General features: G+C 65.7%; 15 protein-coding genes. 11 read left to right on the top strand and 4 right to left on the bottom strand.

Features of this window, described 5'->3' with window-relative positions; all coding sequences use genetic code 11:
- Positions 1–2,343, bottom strand: coding sequence for an arylsulfatase (locus ACZ46K_RS21835; protein WP_464744750.1), 2,343 nt, complete (start codon positions 2,341–2,343; stop codon positions 1–3).
- Positions 2,344–2,392: 49 nt separating this feature from the next.
- Positions 2,393–3,874 (bottom strand): MFS transporter, encoded by a 1,482-nt coding sequence (locus ACZ46K_RS21830; RefSeq protein WP_464744748.1) that lies wholly within the window; start codon positions 3,872–3,874, stop codon positions 2,393–2,395.
- 313 nt (positions 3,875–4,187) lie between these two features.
- On the opposite strand from ACZ46K_RS21830, the gene ACZ46K_RS21825 reads away from it, so the two are divergent.
- The 3 genes from ACZ46K_RS21825 (at position 4,188) to ACZ46K_RS21815 (ending at position 6,816) form a co-directional block, all read left to right on the top strand.
- Positions 4,188–4,817, top strand: a complete 630-nt coding sequence (locus ACZ46K_RS21825; RefSeq protein ID WP_054806470.1) for a TetR/AcrR family transcriptional regulator — start codon at positions 4,188–4,190, stop codon at positions 4,815–4,817.
- Positions 4,814–5,731 (top strand): TauD/TfdA dioxygenase family protein, encoded by a 918-nt coding sequence (locus tag ACZ46K_RS21820; RefSeq protein WP_054806471.1) that lies wholly within the window; start codon positions 4,814–4,816, stop codon positions 5,729–5,731. Before ACZ46K_RS21825 ends, ACZ46K_RS21820 begins: the two co-directional genes overlap by 4 nt.
- A 68-nt stretch (positions 5,732–5,799) precedes the next feature.
- Positions 5,800–6,816, top strand: coding sequence for a formylglycine-generating enzyme family protein (locus ACZ46K_RS21815; protein ID WP_464749434.1), 1,017 nt, complete (start codon positions 5,800–5,802; stop codon positions 6,814–6,816).
- Here ACZ46K_RS21815 and thiD read toward each other — a convergent pair.
- Both thiD and ACZ46K_RS21805 read right to left on the bottom strand, forming a co-directional pair.
- Positions 6,761–7,552: a bifunctional hydroxymethylpyrimidine kinase/phosphomethylpyrimidine kinase gene (gene thiD / locus ACZ46K_RS21810; protein ID WP_054810346.1), complete on the bottom strand. Its 792-nt coding sequence runs from the start codon at positions 7,550–7,552 to the stop codon at positions 6,761–6,763. The genes ACZ46K_RS21815 and thiD overlap by 56 nt on opposite strands.
- 127 nt (positions 7,553–7,679) lie before the next feature.
- Positions 7,680–7,979, bottom strand: coding sequence for a hypothetical protein (locus ACZ46K_RS21805; protein ID WP_463369152.1), 300 nt, complete (start codon positions 7,977–7,979; stop codon positions 7,680–7,682).
- Positions 7,980–8,131: 152 nt separating this feature from the next.
- Between ACZ46K_RS21805 and ACZ46K_RS21800 the strand changes: the two genes are divergently transcribed.
- The 8 genes from ACZ46K_RS21800 to rpmA all read left to right on the top strand — a co-directional run bounded on the left by ACZ46K_RS21800 (position 8,132) and on the right by rpmA (position 19,709).
- Positions 8,132–10,123, top strand: a complete 1,992-nt coding sequence (locus ACZ46K_RS21800) for an alpha/beta hydrolase family protein (protein WP_464744746.1) — start codon at positions 8,132–8,134, stop codon at positions 10,121–10,123.
- 61 nt (positions 10,124–10,184) lie between these two features.
- Positions 10,185–12,854: a valine--tRNA ligase gene (locus tag ACZ46K_RS21795; RefSeq protein ID WP_464744744.1), complete on the top strand. Its 2,670-nt coding sequence runs from the start codon at positions 10,185–10,187 to the stop codon at positions 12,852–12,854.
- Entirely contained in the window at positions 12,851–14,290 is a 1,440-nt protein-coding gene (gene folC, locus ACZ46K_RS21790; protein ID WP_464744742.1) for a bifunctional tetrahydrofolate synthase/dihydrofolate synthase, read from the top strand. Before ACZ46K_RS21795 ends, folC begins: the two co-directional genes overlap by 4 nt.
- Before the next feature lie 143 nt (positions 14,291–14,433).
- Positions 14,434–14,763: a DUF4233 domain-containing protein gene (locus tag ACZ46K_RS21785; RefSeq protein WP_464749433.1), complete on the top strand. Its 330-nt coding sequence runs from the start codon at positions 14,434–14,436 to the stop codon at positions 14,761–14,763.
- A gap of 17 nt (positions 14,764–14,780) precedes the next feature.
- Complete coding sequence (gene ndk / locus ACZ46K_RS21780; RefSeq protein ID WP_054807123.1) at positions 14,781–15,200, top strand: nucleoside-diphosphate kinase; 420 nt, start codon at positions 14,781–14,783, stop codon at positions 15,198–15,200.
- Positions 15,201–15,589: 389 nt separating this feature from the next.
- The gene (locus ACZ46K_RS21775) at positions 15,590–18,874 is read left to right on the top strand and encodes a translation initiation factor IF-2 N-terminal domain-containing protein (protein ID WP_464744740.1); all 3,285 of its coding nucleotides are present in this window, start codon (positions 15,590–15,592) and stop codon (positions 18,872–18,874) included.
- Between the two features lie 223 nt (positions 18,875–19,097).
- Positions 19,098–19,409, top strand: coding sequence for a 50S ribosomal protein L21 (rplU, locus tag ACZ46K_RS21770; protein WP_054720120.1), 312 nt, complete (start codon positions 19,098–19,100; stop codon positions 19,407–19,409).
- Between the two features lie 36 nt (positions 19,410–19,445).
- Complete coding sequence (rpmA, locus tag ACZ46K_RS21765; RefSeq protein WP_054720124.1) at positions 19,446–19,709, top strand: 50S ribosomal protein L27; 264 nt, start codon at positions 19,446–19,448, stop codon at positions 19,707–19,709.
- Positions 19,710–19,795: the final 86 nt, after the last annotated feature.

The raw sequence follows: 19,795 nt of genomic DNA, 5'->3' as shown, positions 1-19,795 counted from the left end.
TCAGTGGGTCGCCATCTCCACCTTGCGACGCTCGGCCTCGGGTACGCCGCCACCGCGCGGCAGGTCGATCCGGAGATCACGCAGGGTGCCGGTGAATGAGAACCTCCCCTTGCGGGCGATCTCCTCCGTGACCGGGCTTCCCCGGTCGACGCCGATATCGAGCTGCTCGTTCATGGAGAAGATCGCCCGCACGGTACGTTCGACCGGGCCTTGTGCAACGACCACATCGTCGACACGCAGGAAAGCGTTGCCGCCCTTGCCTATTCCTCCTCCCTCGTATTCGAAGTGAAGCGAAACCGCACTCCTGCCGGGCGGTAGCGGCTTCGGGGAACGCACGAACGTGTGCTCACGGCCGCAGAAGTTGTAGCAGAACACCGGTTTCGAATCGAGAACATAGAAGGCGAACCCGCCGAACCGGCCGCCGATCCCGGCGAGCATCCCTTCACAGGGCGAGCCATCACTGTCGATCCGTGCGGTCAAGGTGAAGGACTTGTTGAAGAATGACGGTGCCGCTTTCTCCACAAGTCCTTGGATGTGCGGGTACAGGGTGATGCTCGAGCGACCGTCGAACGGGTGCGGCGGGCGAGAGTCTCGCGTGTGACGTTCCACTGTGCGGTCGTCGAGTGGCAGCACTTGATATCGGGCGGCTTCGACGAGGAACAGCTGCTTCAACCGTTCGAGAATGTCCGGATACTCGGAGGCGAGGTCGCGCGCCTGCGACCAGTCCGTTTTCGTGTCGTACAGTTCCCACCGATCTTCGTCGAGGCTCGGCAGTTCCGCACCGGCAGTCGCCATGAGCCATGGAGCCCGATGTGCGGTGACCGCGGTCCATCCTTCGTTATAGATACCCCGATTCCCGAAGATCTCGAAATATTGGGTGACGTGGCGGTCTTCGGCCTCGGGAGCATCGAACGAGTAGTTCATTGCGACACCCTCCATCGGCATCTGCGCGACTCCGTCGACCGTATGGGGCGTCGGAACACCCGCGGCCTCGAGGATCGTCGGGGTGAGGTCGACGCAATGATGCCACTGGTGGCGCAACCCACCCGACTCCGCGATGCCGTCCGGCCATCGCACGATCAGTCCGTTGCGGGTGCCGCCGTAGTGCGACGCGACCTGTTTTGCCCATTGGTAGGGGGTGTCGAGTGCCAGCGCCCACGCCGCGGGGTAGTGGGGATAGCTCGAGGGGGTGCCCAACTCGTCGAACCGGTCGATGACCTCGCGGGTGGTGCTTTCGTATCCGTTGAGGCCCGCGAGATAGTTGAACGACCCTTCCATTCCGCCCTCGGCGGATGCGCCGTTGTCGCCGAGCATGTACACCACGAGAGTGTTGTCGAGAACCTCCATTTCTTCGAGCCGGTCGACCAGACGGCCGACCTGGTCGTCGGTGTGTTCGAGAAAGGCCGCATACAACTCCATCAGCCGCGCGGAAGCCCGGCGTTGTTCTTCGTCCAGCGATTCCCAGTGCGGCAGGCCGGGGGCCCACGGCGCGAGGACGGTCTCGTCCGGTACGACGCCCAATCGCTTCTGTCGCTCCAAGGTGATCTCGCGTTGCCGGTCCCAACCATGATCGAACTCGCCTCGGTACTTGTCGAGGTACTCCTCGGGTATCTGCAGCGGCGCATGGCACGCACCGAACGGCAGATAGCAGAACCATGGCTTGTCCGAATCGATCGCGTCCACACCTTCGATCCACGCGAGCGCGCGGTCCACGAGGTCCTCCGACAGGTGGTATCCCTCTTCCGGGCTACGCGGCGGTTCGACAACCGTGAAGTCTTCGTAGAGCACGGGGCTGAACTGATCCGATTCGGCGCCGAGGAATCCGTAGAACTTGTCGAAGCCTTCTCGGCACGGCCACCGGTCGAACGGTCCCGCCGGAGTGATCTCCCACGCCGGCGTCTGATGCATCTTGCCGAACGCGCCGGTCGCGTACCCGTTCCCCTGAAGGATGCGTGCCACCGTCGCCGCCGATGCGGGACGTGTTCCGTTGTATCCAGGGGCAGCCCCGGCCATTTCGGAAATCACCCCCATCCCGACCGAATGGTGGTTACGGCCGGTGAGTGTCGCGGCGCGGGTCGGGGAACACAGTGCTGTCGTGTGGAATCTCGTGTATTTGAGCCCGTCGTCCGCGAGTCGCTCCGCTGTCGGTGTGCGGCATGGGCCGCCGAACGCCGATGCCGCACCGAATCCGACGTCGTCGATCATGATGAGAAGGATGTTGGGTGCCCCCTGCGGGGGCCGCACTGGTGCACTGCGGTGGAACGGACGGCTCTGGCTGCGGTAATCGACAGCAGCGGAAGGCTGCGGCGAGTGGGTGACGATCGGAAGCGAATGGCGATCCATATGCGAACTCCTTCGGACGTGACGGGTGCAGGTGATTCGGTGACGGTGATCACACACGTTCGTGGCGATGAACCACCGCGGTCTCCTCTGGTCGCATACCGCCGGTAGCCGGCGAACGGCCGTGCTTCATCAGCAGTGCAATGACCACGCCGAGAGCACCGACGAGCGCAGCGGACCCGAATCCGTACACGAATGCCGAGTCCGTGTACACCACGGAACGGCTTCCCGAGCCTGCGCCGCTGACATGGCCGGCCATCACCACGCCCGTCACCGTGACAGCAACCGACGACGTCAACTGCATTCCGACCCCGGCAATCGTGGATCCCACGCCGCTGTGCTCGGAAGGAAGGGCATCCTGCACGAGATTCGCGTTGGACGAGTGCAGGAATCCGACAGCGACACCGGCCAACGCGCTGATCAGGACGACTTGTCCCAGTGATGTCGGCAGTCTGGAACCGAGGAACATGACGAATACGAACAGCACACCGGAGGCAAGCAGAACCTGTCGCGGGCCGAACTTCTTGGCGCAGAACCCGCCCAGAGGGCCGGCGACCATTGCACAAATTCCGAGTGCACATGTCCACAGCGCATACATGGTGGCTGTCAGGCCCGCTCCGTAGGCGACGCCGGGAACTCCTGCCGGGGTCTGGAGCAGCGTCGGCATCATCAGAGCGTGCGCGTTCATCATGTATCCCACACAGGCGACCGCCAGGACGGTCGGTCCGAACCTGCGGCCGAAGAGGATGGAGAAGTCGATGAGTGGATGTACGGCGGTGCGTTGACGCACGACGAACAATGCCAGCATCAGCACGCCCGTCGCCAGGAGCGCCACAGTCGTGGCGGACGACCACCCCCAAGCGGAGCCCTTACTGATTCCTACGAGCAGCACCGCCACGCCGGGACCGAGTAGAACCGTGCCCGGATAGTCGACCGGACGATCGGCCCGCACCGGACTTTCCGGCACCACCACGGCGTACAGCGGAATCAGCGCGACCACGTAGACCGCCAAGAACCAGAACACCGAACGGAAACCGAAGCCGTCGATGAGCCATCCCGCGATGAACGGACCGGCGACAGCCGACATTCCTATTCCCGTCGCGACCACGCCCAACGCGATCGGAACGAAGTCACGCGGCATGACGTCGCGCACGAGACTGTAGGACAGCGCCACGATACCCACCAGCGCGCCCTGTGCCGCACGGCCGACGAGCATGAGCTCGAAGGACGGTGCGATGGCGGAGATGAGACTACCGAGTACGAACACGCATGCCAGCGCCATGATGACACGCTTCTTGCCGACCTTGTCGGAGATCTTTCCGATCAGGGGCATGAGGGTTGCACCCGCGAGGGTCACGATCGAGATCACCCATGCCACATCGAGTGTCCGGAACTCTTCGGCGATGTGCGGCACAGCCGGATACACCATCAGAATTTCGAAGGTGGCGATCTCCGAGAACAGAATGATGACGCCGAGGATGGCAAACAGTTGCCGTCTCGACGCGCCGGCGGTCGGAGGGGTCGGAACATGCACCAGAATTGTCCTTTGTTCGAGCGAGGCGAGGCGAGGACGAGGACGAGTACGGCAAGCAGGCCGTGTCGGGCGACTGCCCACATGCGGGAGAGATACGGACGCCGAGCCGGCATCACGGGTATCGGATCGTGACGCTAATCACGAACTCCCGAACCGTAGCAGGCATGTCCCGCTGAGCGGGACCGGTGGGGCGCGGTGTCGGCCGAAGTGTCGGCGCACTCTCCGACTGCATCCAAAATGACTACGGGCCAGCAAATCCAGAGAATTAAGGCAGTGTCTTGACGACGCGTATCGCGTTGCATACGGTGGCCGTATGTCATCGGCAGTCGATTCACGTCAAGCCCTGCTCGAAGCGGCCGAGCAGTTGTATGCCGCACACGGCCTCGAGGGTGTGTCGATGCGCGACATCGCATCTGCTGCAGGACACCGCAACAACTCGGCCGTGCAATACCATTTCGGAAACCGAGAAGGATTGCTGTTGGCGATCTTCCGATTTCGTATGCACGCCATCAATGAAGTTCGGCGCGCCTACCTCGACCGTGTCGAGTCGTCGGACGGAGAACCTGAGATCCGCGCCCTCGTCGAAGCCGAAATCCGGCCTCTCACCGAGTTTCTCGCGGACGCACCCGCCGGAAGCTACTATGCGCGTTTCCTTGCGCGCGTCTCCCCGTCCGTGGATTTCACATCGCCCGAACTCACTGAGGTTCAAGACGCCGGTAGGGAAATTGTCCAGCGTCTCATCGACGCGCTGTCCCACCTTCCCCGTCGCGTCGCTCTCGCTCGAATCGACCTGATGTTCAACATGATCATCTCCGCGCTCGCGCTGATCGAACAGCGCCGAGCTGAAGGACTTCCCCAACTCGCGAGCTTCGACGACACCGTCGGCCACCTGATCGATATGGCAGTGGGTGCATTGCTCGCAGAACGGACAGGAGCACCATGACCAACGCAATCTCGTCCAGAACAGTGGAAATCGGCGACCACACAATAGAATTCGGTCCTCGTGTTCTTCGTCGCACGGTCGGTGGAAACGTGACCGAGCCCTACGAGACCCTCCGCCTGGAACCGCTGACGCCGTACATCGGAGCCACTGTCACCGGAGTCGATCTCCGCGACCCCGCCGCGGAACAGATCGATGAGCTGCGACGTGCACTGCTGGAATGGAAGGTGCTCTTCTTCCGCGAGCAGAACATCACACCCGCGCAACACCGCGACTTCGCCGGTAACTGGGGCCAACTCGAAGTGCACCCCTTTCTCCCTCAGGGTGAGGTGCCGGAGGTCGTGCACTTCGAGAGAAGCCAGGACGATCCCGGAACCGAGAACATCTGGCACGTCGACGTCACCTGGCAGCAGTGCCCGCCGTTGGGTTCGGTCCTTCGAGCGCTCGAGGTTCCGCCGGCGGGCGGCGACACGTTGTGGGCAGACATGGGCAATGCCTACGACTGCCTTTCTGACGAGGTCAAGGGTCGAATCGATGCTCTGACCGCGGTACACGATTTCGTCCCGTCGTTCGGTCGCGGTATGACTCCCGATCGGCTCGAGGAGATGCGGGCGACCTACCCGCCGGTTTCTCATCCGATCGTGCGGATCCACCCCGAGACGGGACGGAGGACGTTGTTCGTGAACAGCCTCTTCACCACGCACATACCGGATCTCGACCCAGCGGAAGGGCAGCAGCTTCTGCGTCATCTGTTCGACCAGGTGAAGGTTCCGGATTTCCAATGTCGATTCCGCTGGCAACCCGATTCCATTGCGTTCTGGGACAACCGAGCCACACAGCATTACGCCACCAGCGACTACTTTCCCCATCGCCGGGTGATGGAGAGAGTCGCCATCGTCGGTGACGTCCCGCGCTGACCTACCGTGCCGAACGCTGAAATGATGGCAACGTGAACTCTGTGACGCGACGGACCGCACCGAAGAACATGGTGTGGATCCCCGGCAACACGTTCTGGATGGGTTCCGACGAGTTCTATCCCGAAGAACGGCCGGTCCATCAGAAGCACGTCGACGGTTTCTTCATCGACACGCACCCTGTGACGGTCGCCGAGTTTCGCCGGTTCGTCAAGAGCACCGGGTATGTCACCACTGCGGAGACGACGCCCGAGGAGGCGGACTATCCCGGCGCCGATCCGGCGCTGTTGGTGCCGGGTTCCCTCGTGTTCACTCCACCACCCGGGCCGGTACCGCTCGACGACTATCTCAGGTGGTGGACGTGGACGCCCGGAGCCGACTGGCGCCATCCGGAGGGTCCTGGTAGCAATCTCGCAGGGCGGGAGCGGCATCCGGTCACACACGTCTCGTACTTCGATGCGCTCGCCTACGCGCACTGGGCAGGCAAGGACCTCCCCACAGAGGTGGAATGGGAGTTCGCGGCACGAGGCGGTCTCGATCGTGCGCGGTTCGTCTGGGGCGATGAATTCACTCCACGGGGCAGGCACCTGGCAAACACGTGGCAGGGAAGCTTTCCGTGGGAGAACAGGGCCGAGGACGGGTTCGTCGGAACCTCGCCGGTGGGATCCTTCCGTGTCAACGGATATGGCCTGTCGGACATGGCCGGAAATGTGTGGGAGTGGACCGCCGACATTTTCACTCCTGACCACGCAACGGGCTATCGGGACATCGCCCCTGCTCGCGCGTGTTGCACCCCGGCGAACCCTCGTAGCGACGTGGGGGAGGAGCAGATGCCCTATCCGGTGCGGGTGATCAAGGGTGGATCGCATTTGTGTGCGCCCAACTACTGCCTTCGATATCGACCCGCTGCGAGGCAGGGCGAAAGTGTCGAAACCTCGACGTGCCACATCGGATTCCGTTGCATTGTCCGTCCGTCGAAGGACCGTGGCCGATTCCCTCCGGCCCCTACGGCCATGTCGGTCCGATCCCGAGCTACGCGCCCTGCCAGACCGTGTCGAACGGCGTGTGCGCCGACACGCGACCCTTGATGCCGTTCGTGACGAAATCCTTTGCGGCCTTGACTGCCTCGGCGACGTCAGTGCCCTTCGCGAGCTCGGCGGTGATGGCAGCCGCCAGCGTGCACCCGGCGCCGGACACCCGTTCGTTGCCGACCTTCGGCGCGGTCAAGAGGGTGACGTTCTCGCCGTCGAACAACACATCGACAGCTTCGTCGCCGGGCAACTCCACGCCGCCCTTCGCCACGACGTACTTCGGGCCGAGATCGTGGATGCGGCGCGCCGCCTCGGTCAGATCCTCGACGGACTCGATGGAGTCCATCCCCGACAACATCTGAGCTTCGAAGAGGTTCGGAGTGATCACCGTCGCGTGGGGCAGGATCTGCTGGCGCAACGCGTTGTCGGTGTCGAGCGCGGCACCCGGTTCCTGGCCCTTGCAGATCAGAACCGGATCGAGCACCACGTGCCGCCAGCGGGATTTGCCCAGCCCGTCGGCGACGACGTCGATGGTCGCAGGTGTGCCGAGCATGCCGATCTTCACGACGTCCAGGTCGTGCGCGGAGGTGGCGGCCTCGATCTGATCGGCGATGACCTCGGCGGGCACCGGGAAGAAGCGGTGTCCCCAGTCGTTCTTCGGATCGAACGAGACGATGCACGTCGCTGTGCCGACGCCGTACACACCGAGCTGCTGGAACGTCTTGAGATCGACCTGCAGGCCGGCGCCACCGGTCGCTTCCGACCCGGCGATGGTATATGCGAGATCGACCACTGTGCGTTCTCCGTTCGATAGCGGGGAGACGAAACCCGAACTGTTTCGTCGACCGACCAGGTTACAACCGGTGGCCGGACGCCCGCCGATCGCGTCACTCAGGGCGTCCGAAGCGTATCCCCCGGGGTTATCTGCTGACGAGCTGAGACGCCACCGCGGTGCCTGCGGCGACGACACCGACTGCCGGCCAGGCACCGATCTGCTTCGCCAGAGGATGGGAGGCGCCGAACGCGCCCACGTAGGTGGCGACGAGTGCGGCGGTGCGAGCAGGACCGCTCGTACGCGCCCAATGCGTCCCGCACACGGCACCGACGACACCGAGCACGGCGCCGCCGAGCGGACGGTTACCGGTCCGGCGTGCGACAGCGTAGCCGCCGACGAGCCCGCCCGCGGCGAGGGCGGACACGGCGGTCTTGTTCAGTGCCATGAGATCTCTCCTTCTGGTTGCTTGTCCGGCTTCCTCCTCGAGGTAGCCCGACTGCGAATCTGTCCACCGCCACGATCGTCACCATGTCGGCCGACCCGATCGAACCACGTGAGCCGTGCCGGACTCCTCGGACGCGCTCTAAGGTTCTGGGCATGACGGCCTTCGACGACCTCGACGACTACCTTGCGCTACCGCGTGCCACGAGGCTCGTGATGGCGCCCGATGGCGCCCGGCTGGTGCTCGCGCAATCGACCCTCGACGACGCGGCCACGTCGTTCGTCGGTGCGCTGTGGGAGATCGACCCGGTGGGCACCGAACCCGCCCGCCGGCTGACACACGGGGACAGTGGGGAGTCGAACCCGACGTTCACCGCGACCGGCGATCTGCTGTTCACCGCAGTTCGCGGAGGTGACGACGAGCCGGCATCGCTGTGGCGTCTCCCCACCGCAGGTGGTGAAGCCGAGCAGGTGATCGCGCGAAAGGGTGGTGTCGCAGGGGTGCATTCCGCTACCCACGCAGACCGGATCGTGCTCGCCGCGAACGTGCTCGGTCACAGCGACACCGACGACGAACGCGTCCGCTCTGCACGCAAGGACCGCAAGGTCTCGGCCGTGATGCACACCGGCTATCCGGTGCGGTACTGGGACCGCGATCTCGGCCCGGACCGCCCACACCTGCTCACCGTCGGTAATGACGGCGAGCTCACCGACCTGACGCCCGGCGTCCGGAGTTCGTTGCGCAACGCACAACTCGACGTCGTTGCGGACGGCTCGTTTGCCGCGTCGACCTGGGTTGTGGCCGGGCCGCTCGCCTCCCGACGCACGACGCTCGTGCGGATCGACCTGACCACCGGACTGCGCACCCCGCTCGTCGACGACGAGACCGGCGACACGACCCACCCGACGCTGTCGCCGGACGGGACCAGGCTCGCGTACCTGCACGAAGAGCTGAGCGATCCGGACACACCGCCGCGGATCACCCTGCGTGTACTCGACATCCTCGACGGAATCACCACCGTCGAAGCACGCGACTGGGATCGTCGACCCACCTCGATCGCGTGGCTGCCTGACGATGCAGGTCTCATCGTGACCGCCGACGAGAACGGCCGCGCGCCGATCTTCGTGTTGTGGTTCGGAACCGATCGCCCCGAGAAGCTCACCGGCGACGACGCCGCATACACCGACGTGTCCGTCGCCCCCGACGGCTCCGCGCTGTATGCGCTGCGCGCGTCGTACGAGGCGCCGCCCCATCCCGTCCGTGTCGCGCTGACCGGCCCCGATGCCGGAACGGTGACACCGCTCCGGGCACCCGCGGCGCTACCGGTTCTACCCGGACATCTCGTCGACATCGTCGCCACGGCCGACGACGGGACTCGCGTGCGCGGCTGGCTTGCCCTCCCGGACACCGCTACAGCAGATACCCCGGCGCCGCTGCTGCTGTGGATCCACGGCGGGCCGCTCAGCAGCTGGAACACATGGTCGTGGCGGTGGAACCCGTGGCTGCTGGTCGCGCGCGGCTACGCCGTGATGCTGCCCGACCCGGCGCTCTCGACCGGATATGGCGACGACTTCATTCGCCGCGGATGGGGCCGATGGGGCAAGGAGCCCTACACCGATCTCATGGCGATCACCGACGCCGTAGAGGCCCGCGCCGACATCGACGCCGAGCGCACCGCCGCGATGGGTGGATCCTTCGGTGGCTACATGGCAAATTGGGCGGCGGGGCACACCGACCGCTTCCGGGCGATCGTGACGCACGCGAGCCTGTGGGCCCTGGATCAGTTCGTACCGACCACCGACGTCGCGTGGTACTGGCAGCGCGAGATGACCCCCGAGATGGCCGTCGAGAACTCACCGCACCTGTTCGTCGCCGACATCGTCACGCCGATGCTCGTCATCCACGGAGACAAGGACTACCGTGTCCCGATCGGGGAAGCGCTGCGCCTCTGGTACGAGCTGCTCAACGAATCAGGTCTGCCCGCCGAGGACGACGGAACCACAGTCCATCGTTTCCTGTACTTCCCGAGTGAGAACCATTGGGTGCTCAACCCGCAACACGCCAAAGTCTGGTACCAGGCAGTCGAGGCGTTCCTGTCCGAACACGTTCTCGGCACTCCGATCGAACTTCCGGAGATCCTCGGGTGAGTCGGGGAGGCATTCCCGGGCCGTGTCCTGGTGATTTGGGTCATCCGCTTACGATTGTCGGGTGACCAGTGCGCCAGAGAACTCGCAGAATCCTGCCGATGCCCTTCCCAAGAGCTGGGACCCCAGCGCAGTAGAAGGCGATCTGTATCAGGGCTGGGTCGACGCCGGGTATTTCGAGGCCGACCCGGCGAGCGACAAGCCCGGGTACTCGATCGTGTTGCCGCCCCCGAATGTCACCGGCAGCCTGCACATGGGCCACGCGCTCGACCACACCCTGATGGATGCGCTCACACGCCGTAAGCGTATGCAGGGCTTCGAAGTGCTGTGGCTGCCCGGCATGGATCACGCCGGCATCGCGACGCAGACCGTCGTCGAGAAGCAACTCGCCGCCGACGGAAAGAAGAAGGAAGACTTCGGTCGCGAGCTGTTCATCGACAAGGTGTGGGACTGGAAGCGCGAGTCCGGCGGCACCATCCAGGGGCAGATGCGGCGCATCGGCGACGGCGTCGACTGGTCTCGCGACCGCTTCACCATGGACGACGGCCTGTCCCGCGCTGTCCAGACCATCTTCAAGCGGATGTACGACGACGGCCTGATCTACCGCGCCGAGCGGCTCGTGAACTGGTCGCCCGTGCTGCAGACCGCGATCTCCGACATCGAGGTCAAGTTCGAAGAGGTCGAGGGCGAACTCGTCTCCCTGCGCTACGGCTCCCTCGAGGACGACGAACCTCACGTCATCGTCGCGACCACCCGAGTCGAGACGATGCTCGGCGACACCGCCGTCGCGGTTCATCCCGATGACGAGCGCTACAAGCACCTCCTGGGCACGACCCTGGAGCATCCGATCACCGGCCGGCAGATCCCTGTCATCGCCGACGAGTACGTCGACCCCGAATTCGGCACCGGCGCCGTGAAGATCACCCCGGCGCACGACCCCAATGACTTCGAGATGGGCCTGCGCCACAACCTGCCGATGCCCACGATCATGGACAAGACCGGCAGGATTGCCGACTCGGGCACCCGATTCGACGGTATGGACCGCTTCGAGGCCCGCGTCAAGATCCGCGAGGAGCTTGCCGAGCAGGGCCGCGTCGTGGCCGAGAAGCGCCCCTACCTGCACAGCGTCGGACACTCGGAACGCTCCGGCGAGACCATCGAGCCGCGACTGTCGATGCAGTGGTGGGTCAAGGTCGACACCCTCGCCAAGGCGGCCGGTGACGCCGTGCGCGGCGGCGACATGGTGATCCACCCGAAGAGCCAGGAGCCACGCTGGTTCGACTGGATCGACAACATGCACGACTGGTGCATCTCTCGTCAGCTGTGGTGGGGTCACCGCATCCCCATCTGGTACGGGCCCGACGGCGAGGTCGCCTGCTTCGGTCCCGACGAGACCGCCCCCGAGGGTTGGGAGCAGGACCCCGACGTGCTCGACACCTGGTTCTCCTCCGGGTTGTGGCCGTTCTCCACCATGGGTTGGCCGGCGAAGACCCCCGAGCTCGACAAGTTCTATCCCACCAGCGTTCTCGTCACCGGTTACGACATCCTGTTCTTCTGGGTCGCCCGCATGATGATGTTCGGTACCTACGTCTCCGGCGACGAGGCACTCGACGGCGGTGAGGCCGGAACGGTTCCGTTCAAGGACCTGTTCCTGCATGGCCTCGTCCGCGACCAGTTCGGCAAGAAGATGTCGAAGTCGCGCGGCAACGGAATCGACCCCCTCGACTGGGTCGACCGCTTCGGCGCCGACGCCCTGCGCTTCACACTTGCGCGCGGCGCGAACCCCGGCAGCGACCTCGCCGTCGGTGAAGACCACGCCCAGTCGTCGCGGAACTTCGCGAACAAGCTGTTCAACGCTACGAAGTTTGCGCTCATGAACGGCGCGGTCATCGGGGAACTGCCTGCCCGCGACGCCCTCACCGACGCTGACCGCTGGATCCTCGACCGGCTCGAGCAGGTGCGCGCCGAGGTCGACGAGGCATTCGACCGCTACGAGTTCTCCAAGGCGTGCGAGGCGCTCTACCACTTCGCGTGGGACGAGGTGTGCGACTGGTATCTCGAGCTCGCGAAGGTGCAGCTCGCCGAGGGCAGCGCATACGTCGACGGCACCAAGACCGTCCTCGGGACCGTTCTCGATGCACTGCTGCGCCTGCTGCACCCGGTGATCCCGTTCGTCACCGAGACCTTGTGGAAGGTGTTGACCGGTGGTGAGTCCCTGGTGATCGCCGAGTGGCCGGCGGCATCCGGTGTCGCGGCCGACGCCGATTCCTCGCGCCGTATCGAGGATCTGCAGAAGCTCACCACCGAGATCCGCCGATTCCGCAGCGACCAGGGACTCAAGCCGTCGCAGAAGGTCGCGGCACGTCTCGTGAGTATCGACTCGGCGGACCTCGAAGCCCAGGTTCCGGCTGTGCAGGCGCTCGCCCGGCTCACCCCTCCCGAGGACGGATTCGACGCGTCCGCCTCGATCGAGGTGCGCCTCAGTCGCGCCACTGTCACCGTCGAGCTCGACACTTCGGGCACGATCGACATCGGCGCGGAGATCGCGCGTCTGCGCAAGGACCTCACGACGGCCGAGAAGGAACTTGCCGGTACGACGGCCAAGCTCGGCAACGAGGCCTTCCTGTCGAAGGCGCCGGCCCCGGTCGTGGAGAAGATCACGAGCCGAAAGCAGATCGCCGAAGAAGAGATCGCCCGCATCACCGCGCGGCTGAAGGAGCTGGGACAGGCGTGAGTGCCGACAACGCGGGACCGTTCGAGAGGCCTGGGGTACCGTCCCCGGTCGACCTCGCGGAGCTTGCCCTGGTCGAGGCCGAACTCGACAAGCGGTGGCCCGAGACGAAGATCGAGCCGTCACTGACACGGATCTCCGCGTTGATGGACATCCTCGGTTCGCCGCAGCACAATTACCCGTCGATCCACGTCGCGGGGACGAACGGCAAGACGTCGGTGACGCGGATGATCGATGCGCTCCTGACCCGCATGCAGCACCGGACGGGACGTACGACCAGCCCGCACTTGCAGATCGCCACCGAGCGGATCAGTGTCGACGGTGCCCCCATCTCTCCGCGCACCTACGTCGACACCTACCGCGACATCGAGCCGTACGTGCAGATGGTCGACGTGCAATCGGAGGCCGCGGGCGGCCCGAAGATGAGTAAGTTCGAGGTCACCACCGCAATGGCGTTCGCGGCATTCGCCGACACACCTGTCGATGTCGCCATCGTCGAGGTCGGACTCGGCGGACGCTGGGACGCGACGAATGTCGTCACCGGCCAGGTCGCCGTGATCACCCCGATCGGTATCGACCACACCGGGTATCTCGGTGAGACGCTCACCGAGATCGCGGGGGAGAAGGCCGGGATCATCAAGAAGGCCCCCGAGGACGAGCTCGTCCCCCGCGACACCGTCGCGATCATCGCGCAGCAGGAGCCCGAGGCGATGGATGTGCTGCTGCGGCAGGCCGTCGAGGCCGATGCCGCGGTTGCCCGTCAGGGTTCGGAATTCGCAGTGGTGCGTCGCGCCGTCGCTATCGGCGGTCAGCAGCTGGACCTGCAGGGATTGAGCGGGTTGTACACCGATATCTTCCTGCCCCTCCACGGTGAACACCAGGCGTTGAACGCCTCGCTCGCGCTTGCCGCCGTCGAAGCGTTCTTCGGCGCGGGGCCGGACAAACAGCTCGAGGTGGAGACCGTGCGCGCAGCATTCGCGTCGGTGGTCAACCCGGGTCGCCTCGAGCGGGTGCGTAACGCCCCGACGGTGTTCCTCGACGCTGCCCACAATCCGCACGGTGCCAAGGCACTCGCCACGGCACTCGCGGACGAGTTCGACTTCCGCAAGCTCGTCGGCGTGGTCAGCGTGATGGCCGACAAGGACGTGGCAGGACTCATCGAGGCACTCGAACCGGTCTTCGACGAGATCGTCGTCACCCACAATGGTTCGCCGCGGGCCATGGACATCGACGACCTCGCGAATGTTGCGGTCGCTCGTTTCGGAGACGAACGCGTCGTCACCGCTGCGACCCTGGCCGACGCGATCGAGACCGCGATCGCGATCGCGGAGGAGGTCGGCGAGCAGGGCGAAGCCGTATCGGGTGCCGGTGTCGTCGTGACCGGCTCGGTCGTGACTGCCGGAGCGGCGCGCACACTTTTCGGAAAGGACCCTGCGTGAGCAGCGATAACCCTACGTCAGGCGACAACGCCGAGACTCCCGACGGCAACACGGCGGGGGAGGGCAGTGCCGAGACCTCGAAGTTTCAGGGCTCGGAGTTCCTCCCACCGACGACCGACCCGTGGAAGGGATTCCGCGGGGTCATGGCCGGCACACTCGTGCTCGAGGCGATCGTCGTGCTGTTGGTACTCCCGGTGATCGCGACGCTCGGCGGCGGACTGACGGCCGTGTCCACCGGATGCGTCGTGGGGCTCGCAGTGTTGATGTTCCTCGGTGCGGGCGTCCAAGGCCGGTCGTGGGCGATCCCGTTCAACATCGCCCTGCAGGTTCTGACGGTGCTCGGTTTCTTCATCGACCTCGCATTCGGTGCGATCGGTGTCCTGTTCTGCGTTGTCTGGGCGTACCTCCTCTACCTGCGTAAAGACATCAAGGAGCGTGAACAGCGGGGTCTGCTTCCCGGCCAGCGAGGCTGAACCACTACGCTGGCTCCGTGACTGAGCGGACCCTGGTACTCATCAAGCCCGACGGCGTCGCCCGCCGTCATGTCGGAGAAATCCTGTCGCGCATCGAGCGCAAGGGACTGAACATAGCTGCTCTCGAACTGCGCACCGCCACCGAGGACATCGCGGCGGCGCACTACGCGGAGCACGAAGGCAAGCCCTTCTACCCGGGACTGCTCGAGTTCATCACCGGCGGCCCACTGGTCGCCGCGGTGCTCGAAGGGCCCCGCGCGATCGCCGCGTTCCGCCAGCTTGCAGGCGGCACCGACCCTGTCGAGAAGGCCGTCCCGGGTTCGATCCGTGGCGATCTCGGACTCGAAGCCGGGGAAAACCTCGTCCACGGATCGGACTCCGTCGAATCCGCAGAGCGAGAGATCGCGTTGTGGTTCCCCGCACTCGCCTCCGTGTAGGCCTTCGGCTCTTCTGAACGTGCTCGGCGGCGCCCTTCGGGGCGCCGTTGGCGTATCTGTGCATGCCTGTGTGGGATACTGAGGAAGGTTGTACCGCACGAGCCCGCGCGGAACGACCGAAGACATCACGGATCGATGCCCGACATCGCTGTGGCCGAGGAACGCAGGAGATACCTCGCTCGGCCGCACGCTGGATGCACCGGCGCTCGATCTGCGATCAAGCCAGGCACCGCTCGGCCGTGCAGTGAAAACGGGCACTGGACGACCGAGTGATGCGAGACCCGAAGAACTCGCGCTCACTGCGCGAGTACACAAGCAGCGCCCCCGTGTGGCCGCTCACATCGCCTTTTCGCGGTGATGGACGCGCCCGGGGGTCTTAGGAGACTTACGTGGCCGATCAAGAGCCGCAGGAGAACAATTCAACCGAGGCGAATGCCCTGAACCTGCCCGCGAAGATCCGCGTGCATGCTCTTGCCAAGCTTCTCGGATTGACCAGCAAGCAGGTGATGGCGAAGGCCGCCGAGCTCGGCACCGAGCTACGCAGCGCCCACTCGACGCTGCCCCGCGAGGCCGCAGAGGACCTGCACGCAGCGTTGAGTAGTCCGACCGAACAGGCCCCACAGGCGCAGGTGCCGGTCGAGACCGAGGCCGCCGAGGCACCGGAGGTTGTCGAGACACCAGCAGTCGACGAGTACCCAGCCGTCGAAGAGACCTCTGCCGCCGACGAGGCGCCCGCGGGCACCACCCTCGAGCTCGACGACACGAAGGTCGCCGCAGCCACCGAGTCCGTTGCCGCGACTTCCGTGGGTGGACCGACCGGACTGTTCACCTCCCTCGAGGAGGCCACACCGCTGTTCGAGATGCCCGAACCCGCGCCCGGCCGGTCGACCGAGCAGGTCGCCGCACCGCTGTTCCTCCAGCCCGAGGCTCCCTCGGCCGAGGAGGAAGGCGAAACCCGTCCACGCCGCCGTCGCGCCCGTCGTGGCACTGCCGGCCCGGCGGCCGAAGAGGCTGCTACGCCCATCGAAGCCACCACCGACACCGCGGCGGAGACCGAGGCGACCGCCGAGTCGACGGAGTCCGCTCCGGCCGAGGATCGCGACGAGCAGGACGAGCATCCCCGTCGTCGTCGCCGTGGTCGCCGTGGCCGTGGACGTGGCCGCGGCGACAGCGCCGAGAACGAGCAGCACGACGACGAGTCCGCCGAGCAGCCCGACCGTGAGAAGTCGGACCAGGCGAAGCCCGGTGACTCCGAGAGTGGGGGCACCGAGGAGACCGCCGCTCCGGCGGCGGAGACCACCACGGACGAGACCGTTGCGGAAGACGGTGCGGAGGACAGCACGTCGGAGGAGTCCGAGGACGCCTCGGGAGACGACACCCAGGGCGACGGCGCGTCGCGTCGTCGTCGACGTCGTCGTCGGCGCCGCGGTACCGGCGATACCGCCGAGACCGCCTCTGAAGACGATCCGCCCAACACCGTCGTCCACGAGCGGGAACCGCGGACCAAGGCGCGTGCCGTGAAGGACGAGGTCCAGGGCATCAGCGGGTCGACCCGCCTCGAAGCCAAGCGTCAGCGTCGACGCGATGGTCGCGAGGCCGGACGACGGCGCCCGCCGATCCTCACCGAGTCGGAGTTCCTCGCCCGCCGCGAGTCGGTCGAGCGCGTCATGGTCGTCCGCGAGAAGGTCGACGGACCGCACGTCGGCATGACCCAAGTGGCCGTGCTCGAGGACGGCATCCTCGTCGAACACTTCGTGACCAGCGCCGGATCGGCCTCGATGGTCGGCAATATCTACATCGGCCGGGTCCAGAACGTGCTTCCCTCGATGGAGGCCGCGTTCATCGACATCGGCCGCGGCCGCAACGGCGTGCTCTATGCCGGTGAGGTGAATTGGGAAGCGGCAGGTCTCGGTGGCCAGTCCCGCAAGATCGAGCAGGCCCTCAAGCCGGGCGACCAGGTGGTCGTGCAGGTCAGCAAGGATCCGGTCGGTCACAAGGGCGCACGCCTGACCACGCAGATCAGCCTTGCCGGACGATTCCTCGTGTACGTGCCGGGCGGCTCGTCGACAGGTATCAGCCGTAAGTTGCCCGACACCGAACGCAAGCGTCTCAAGGACATCCTCCGCGAGATCGTCCCGGCCGATGCCGGCGTGATCATCCGCACCGCCGCGGAAGGCGTCAGCGAGGACGAACTCGCCCGCGATGTCGCGCGCCTGCAGTCGCAGTGGGAAGCCGTCCGCGAACAGGCCGACAAGGTGCAGTCCGACGGATCGGGCCAGCCGAAGGCGCTGTACGAGGAGCCGGACCTGCTCGTGAAGGTCGTCCGCGACCTGTTCAACGAGGACTTCTCCAAGCTGGTCATCGAAGGTGAGAAGGCCTGGAACACCGTTGAGAGCTACATCCGTACGGTTGCGCCCGACCTGCTTCCGCGGGTGGAGCGTTACCGGTCGGAGTCGTCGGTCGACGTCTTCGGTGCGCACCGGATCGATGAGCAGCTCGCGAAGGCACTGGACCGCAAGGTGTGGCTGCCGTCGGGCGGGACCCTCGTCATCGACCGCACCGAGGCGATGACCGTGGTCGACGTCAACACCGGCAAGTTCACCGGAGCGGGCGGAAACCTCGAGGAGACCGTCACCCGCAACAACCTCGAAGCTGCCGAGGAGGTTGTGCGTCAGATGCGCTTGCGCGACATCGGCGGCATGATCGTGGTCGACTTCATCGACATGGTGCTCGAATCCAACCGCGATCTCGTGCTGCGTCGGCTCACCGAGGCACTCGGACGTGACCGCACCCGGCATCAGGTCTCGGAGGTGACGTCGCTCGGCCTGGTGCAGATGACGCGTAAGCGTCTCGGGACCGGGCTCGTCGAGGCGTTCTCCACGACGTGTGAGCATTGCCAGGGACGCGGCATCATCGTGCACTCCGAGCCGATCGAGTCGAAGCCCGCCGAGGACTCCGGGCGTTCGTCGCAAGGCGGAGGGTCTCGTCGCAAGCGTGGTCGTGACAAGAGCAACCAGCAGGCGGATCCTGTGGCCGAGCCCGCCGCTGCGGCCCCGACGCCCGCTCCCGACCCGGAGGAAGCCGCGAAGCGTGCAGCGCATCCGGTGGCGCTGGCGATGGCTGCACACCACACGCACGACGACACCGAAACGACTGCAGAGTCGACTCCGGACGCCGACAAGGTCGCCGTCGAGGTGGTCGCGGATGTTGTGGTCGCGGAGAAGCCGGACGTCGAAACGAAGCCGGATGAGCCGTCCGAGGCCTCCGGCAGGCCCGTGGCCGATCTCACAGAGAAGTCGGAGGCTCCCGCCGAGCCCGAACGCACCGAGCGGCCCGAGCCTGTGAAGGCCGAGCCCGAGAAGGTCGCGCAGCCCGAGAAGGTCGCGCAGCCCGAGCACACGATGCCCGCGGCCGAGCAGACCGAGCCGGCTCCGCGCCGTCGGCGTGCCCGCAGGGTGTCGCGGGCAGCGGCGGCACCGGTCGACAACGATGCAGGTGAACCCCGGGTGTTCGTGGTGTCGGTGCCTACGCCCGAGGCCACACCGGAGCCTGCTGCGCCGAAGCCGGCAGCGCCGTCGGACGACGGAGCAACCGCGGTGGAGATCGTTCGACGACCGCGTCGTCGTCGCGCTGCGGGACGTCCTGCGGGTCCGCCTGTCGACGCCGAGGTGTGACCCGCTGACGCCGGGTCGCCGCGCGGCGACCCGGCGTCAGCCACACCTGGTTTGACCCTGGTAGTCACCTTCCCGTAATCTTGCACAGTCGCTACTCGGCGATACAGCCCAGCTGCGCCTGGATTCAGGAAGTCGGCGGGACCCGAGTCAGCAGCCACACCAGACCAGTCGTGTCGCACACTGTGACGCGAGCACGTTCGAAGAAGCAAGGGGTAGCCGTCCGATGGCAACGTACGCGATCGTCAAGACCGGCGGTAAGCAGTACAAGGTCGCTGAGGGCGATCTCGTCAAGGTCGAGAAGATCGAGGGTGAGCCCGGCACGGCTGTCTCGCTTGCTCCGGTCCTCGTCGTCGACGGGTCCGCGCTGACCACCGACAGCGATGCGCTGGCCAAGGTTTCGGTCACCGCCGAGATCGTCGAGCACACCAAGGGTCCGAAGATCCGCATCCACAAGTTCAAGAACAAGACCGGGTACCACAAGCGCCAGGGCCACCGTCAGAAGCTGACGGTCGTCAAGGTCACCGGTATCAAGTAACTCGAACTTCGGCTTCCAACCCCAGGAGGGTTCGTCATGGCACACAAGAAGGGCGCATCCAGCTCCCGTAACGGTCGCGATTCGAACGCACAGCGACTCGGCGTCAAGCGTTTCGGCGGTCAGTCCGTCAACGCCGGCGAGATCATCGTGCGTCAGCGTGGCACCCACTTCCACCCGGGCGTGAACGTGGGACGCGGCGGCGACGACACGCTGTTCGCTCTCGAGGCCGGTGCTGTCGAGTTCGGCAGCAAGCGTGGTCGCAAGACCGTCAACATCGTCCCCGTCACGGCAGACGCCTGAGTCAGCCGTCCGATAAGGACACCGCGAGAGCCTTCTCGCGACATACTCCCAATAGGGGCGGGACAGGGTCGCACACCCTGACCCGC

The organism is Rhodococcus sp. JCM 9793, from assembly GCF_055380405.1.
The sequence above is the reverse complement of the archived record's forward strand: the minus strand, read 5'-3'. Positions and strand labels throughout refer to the sequence as shown.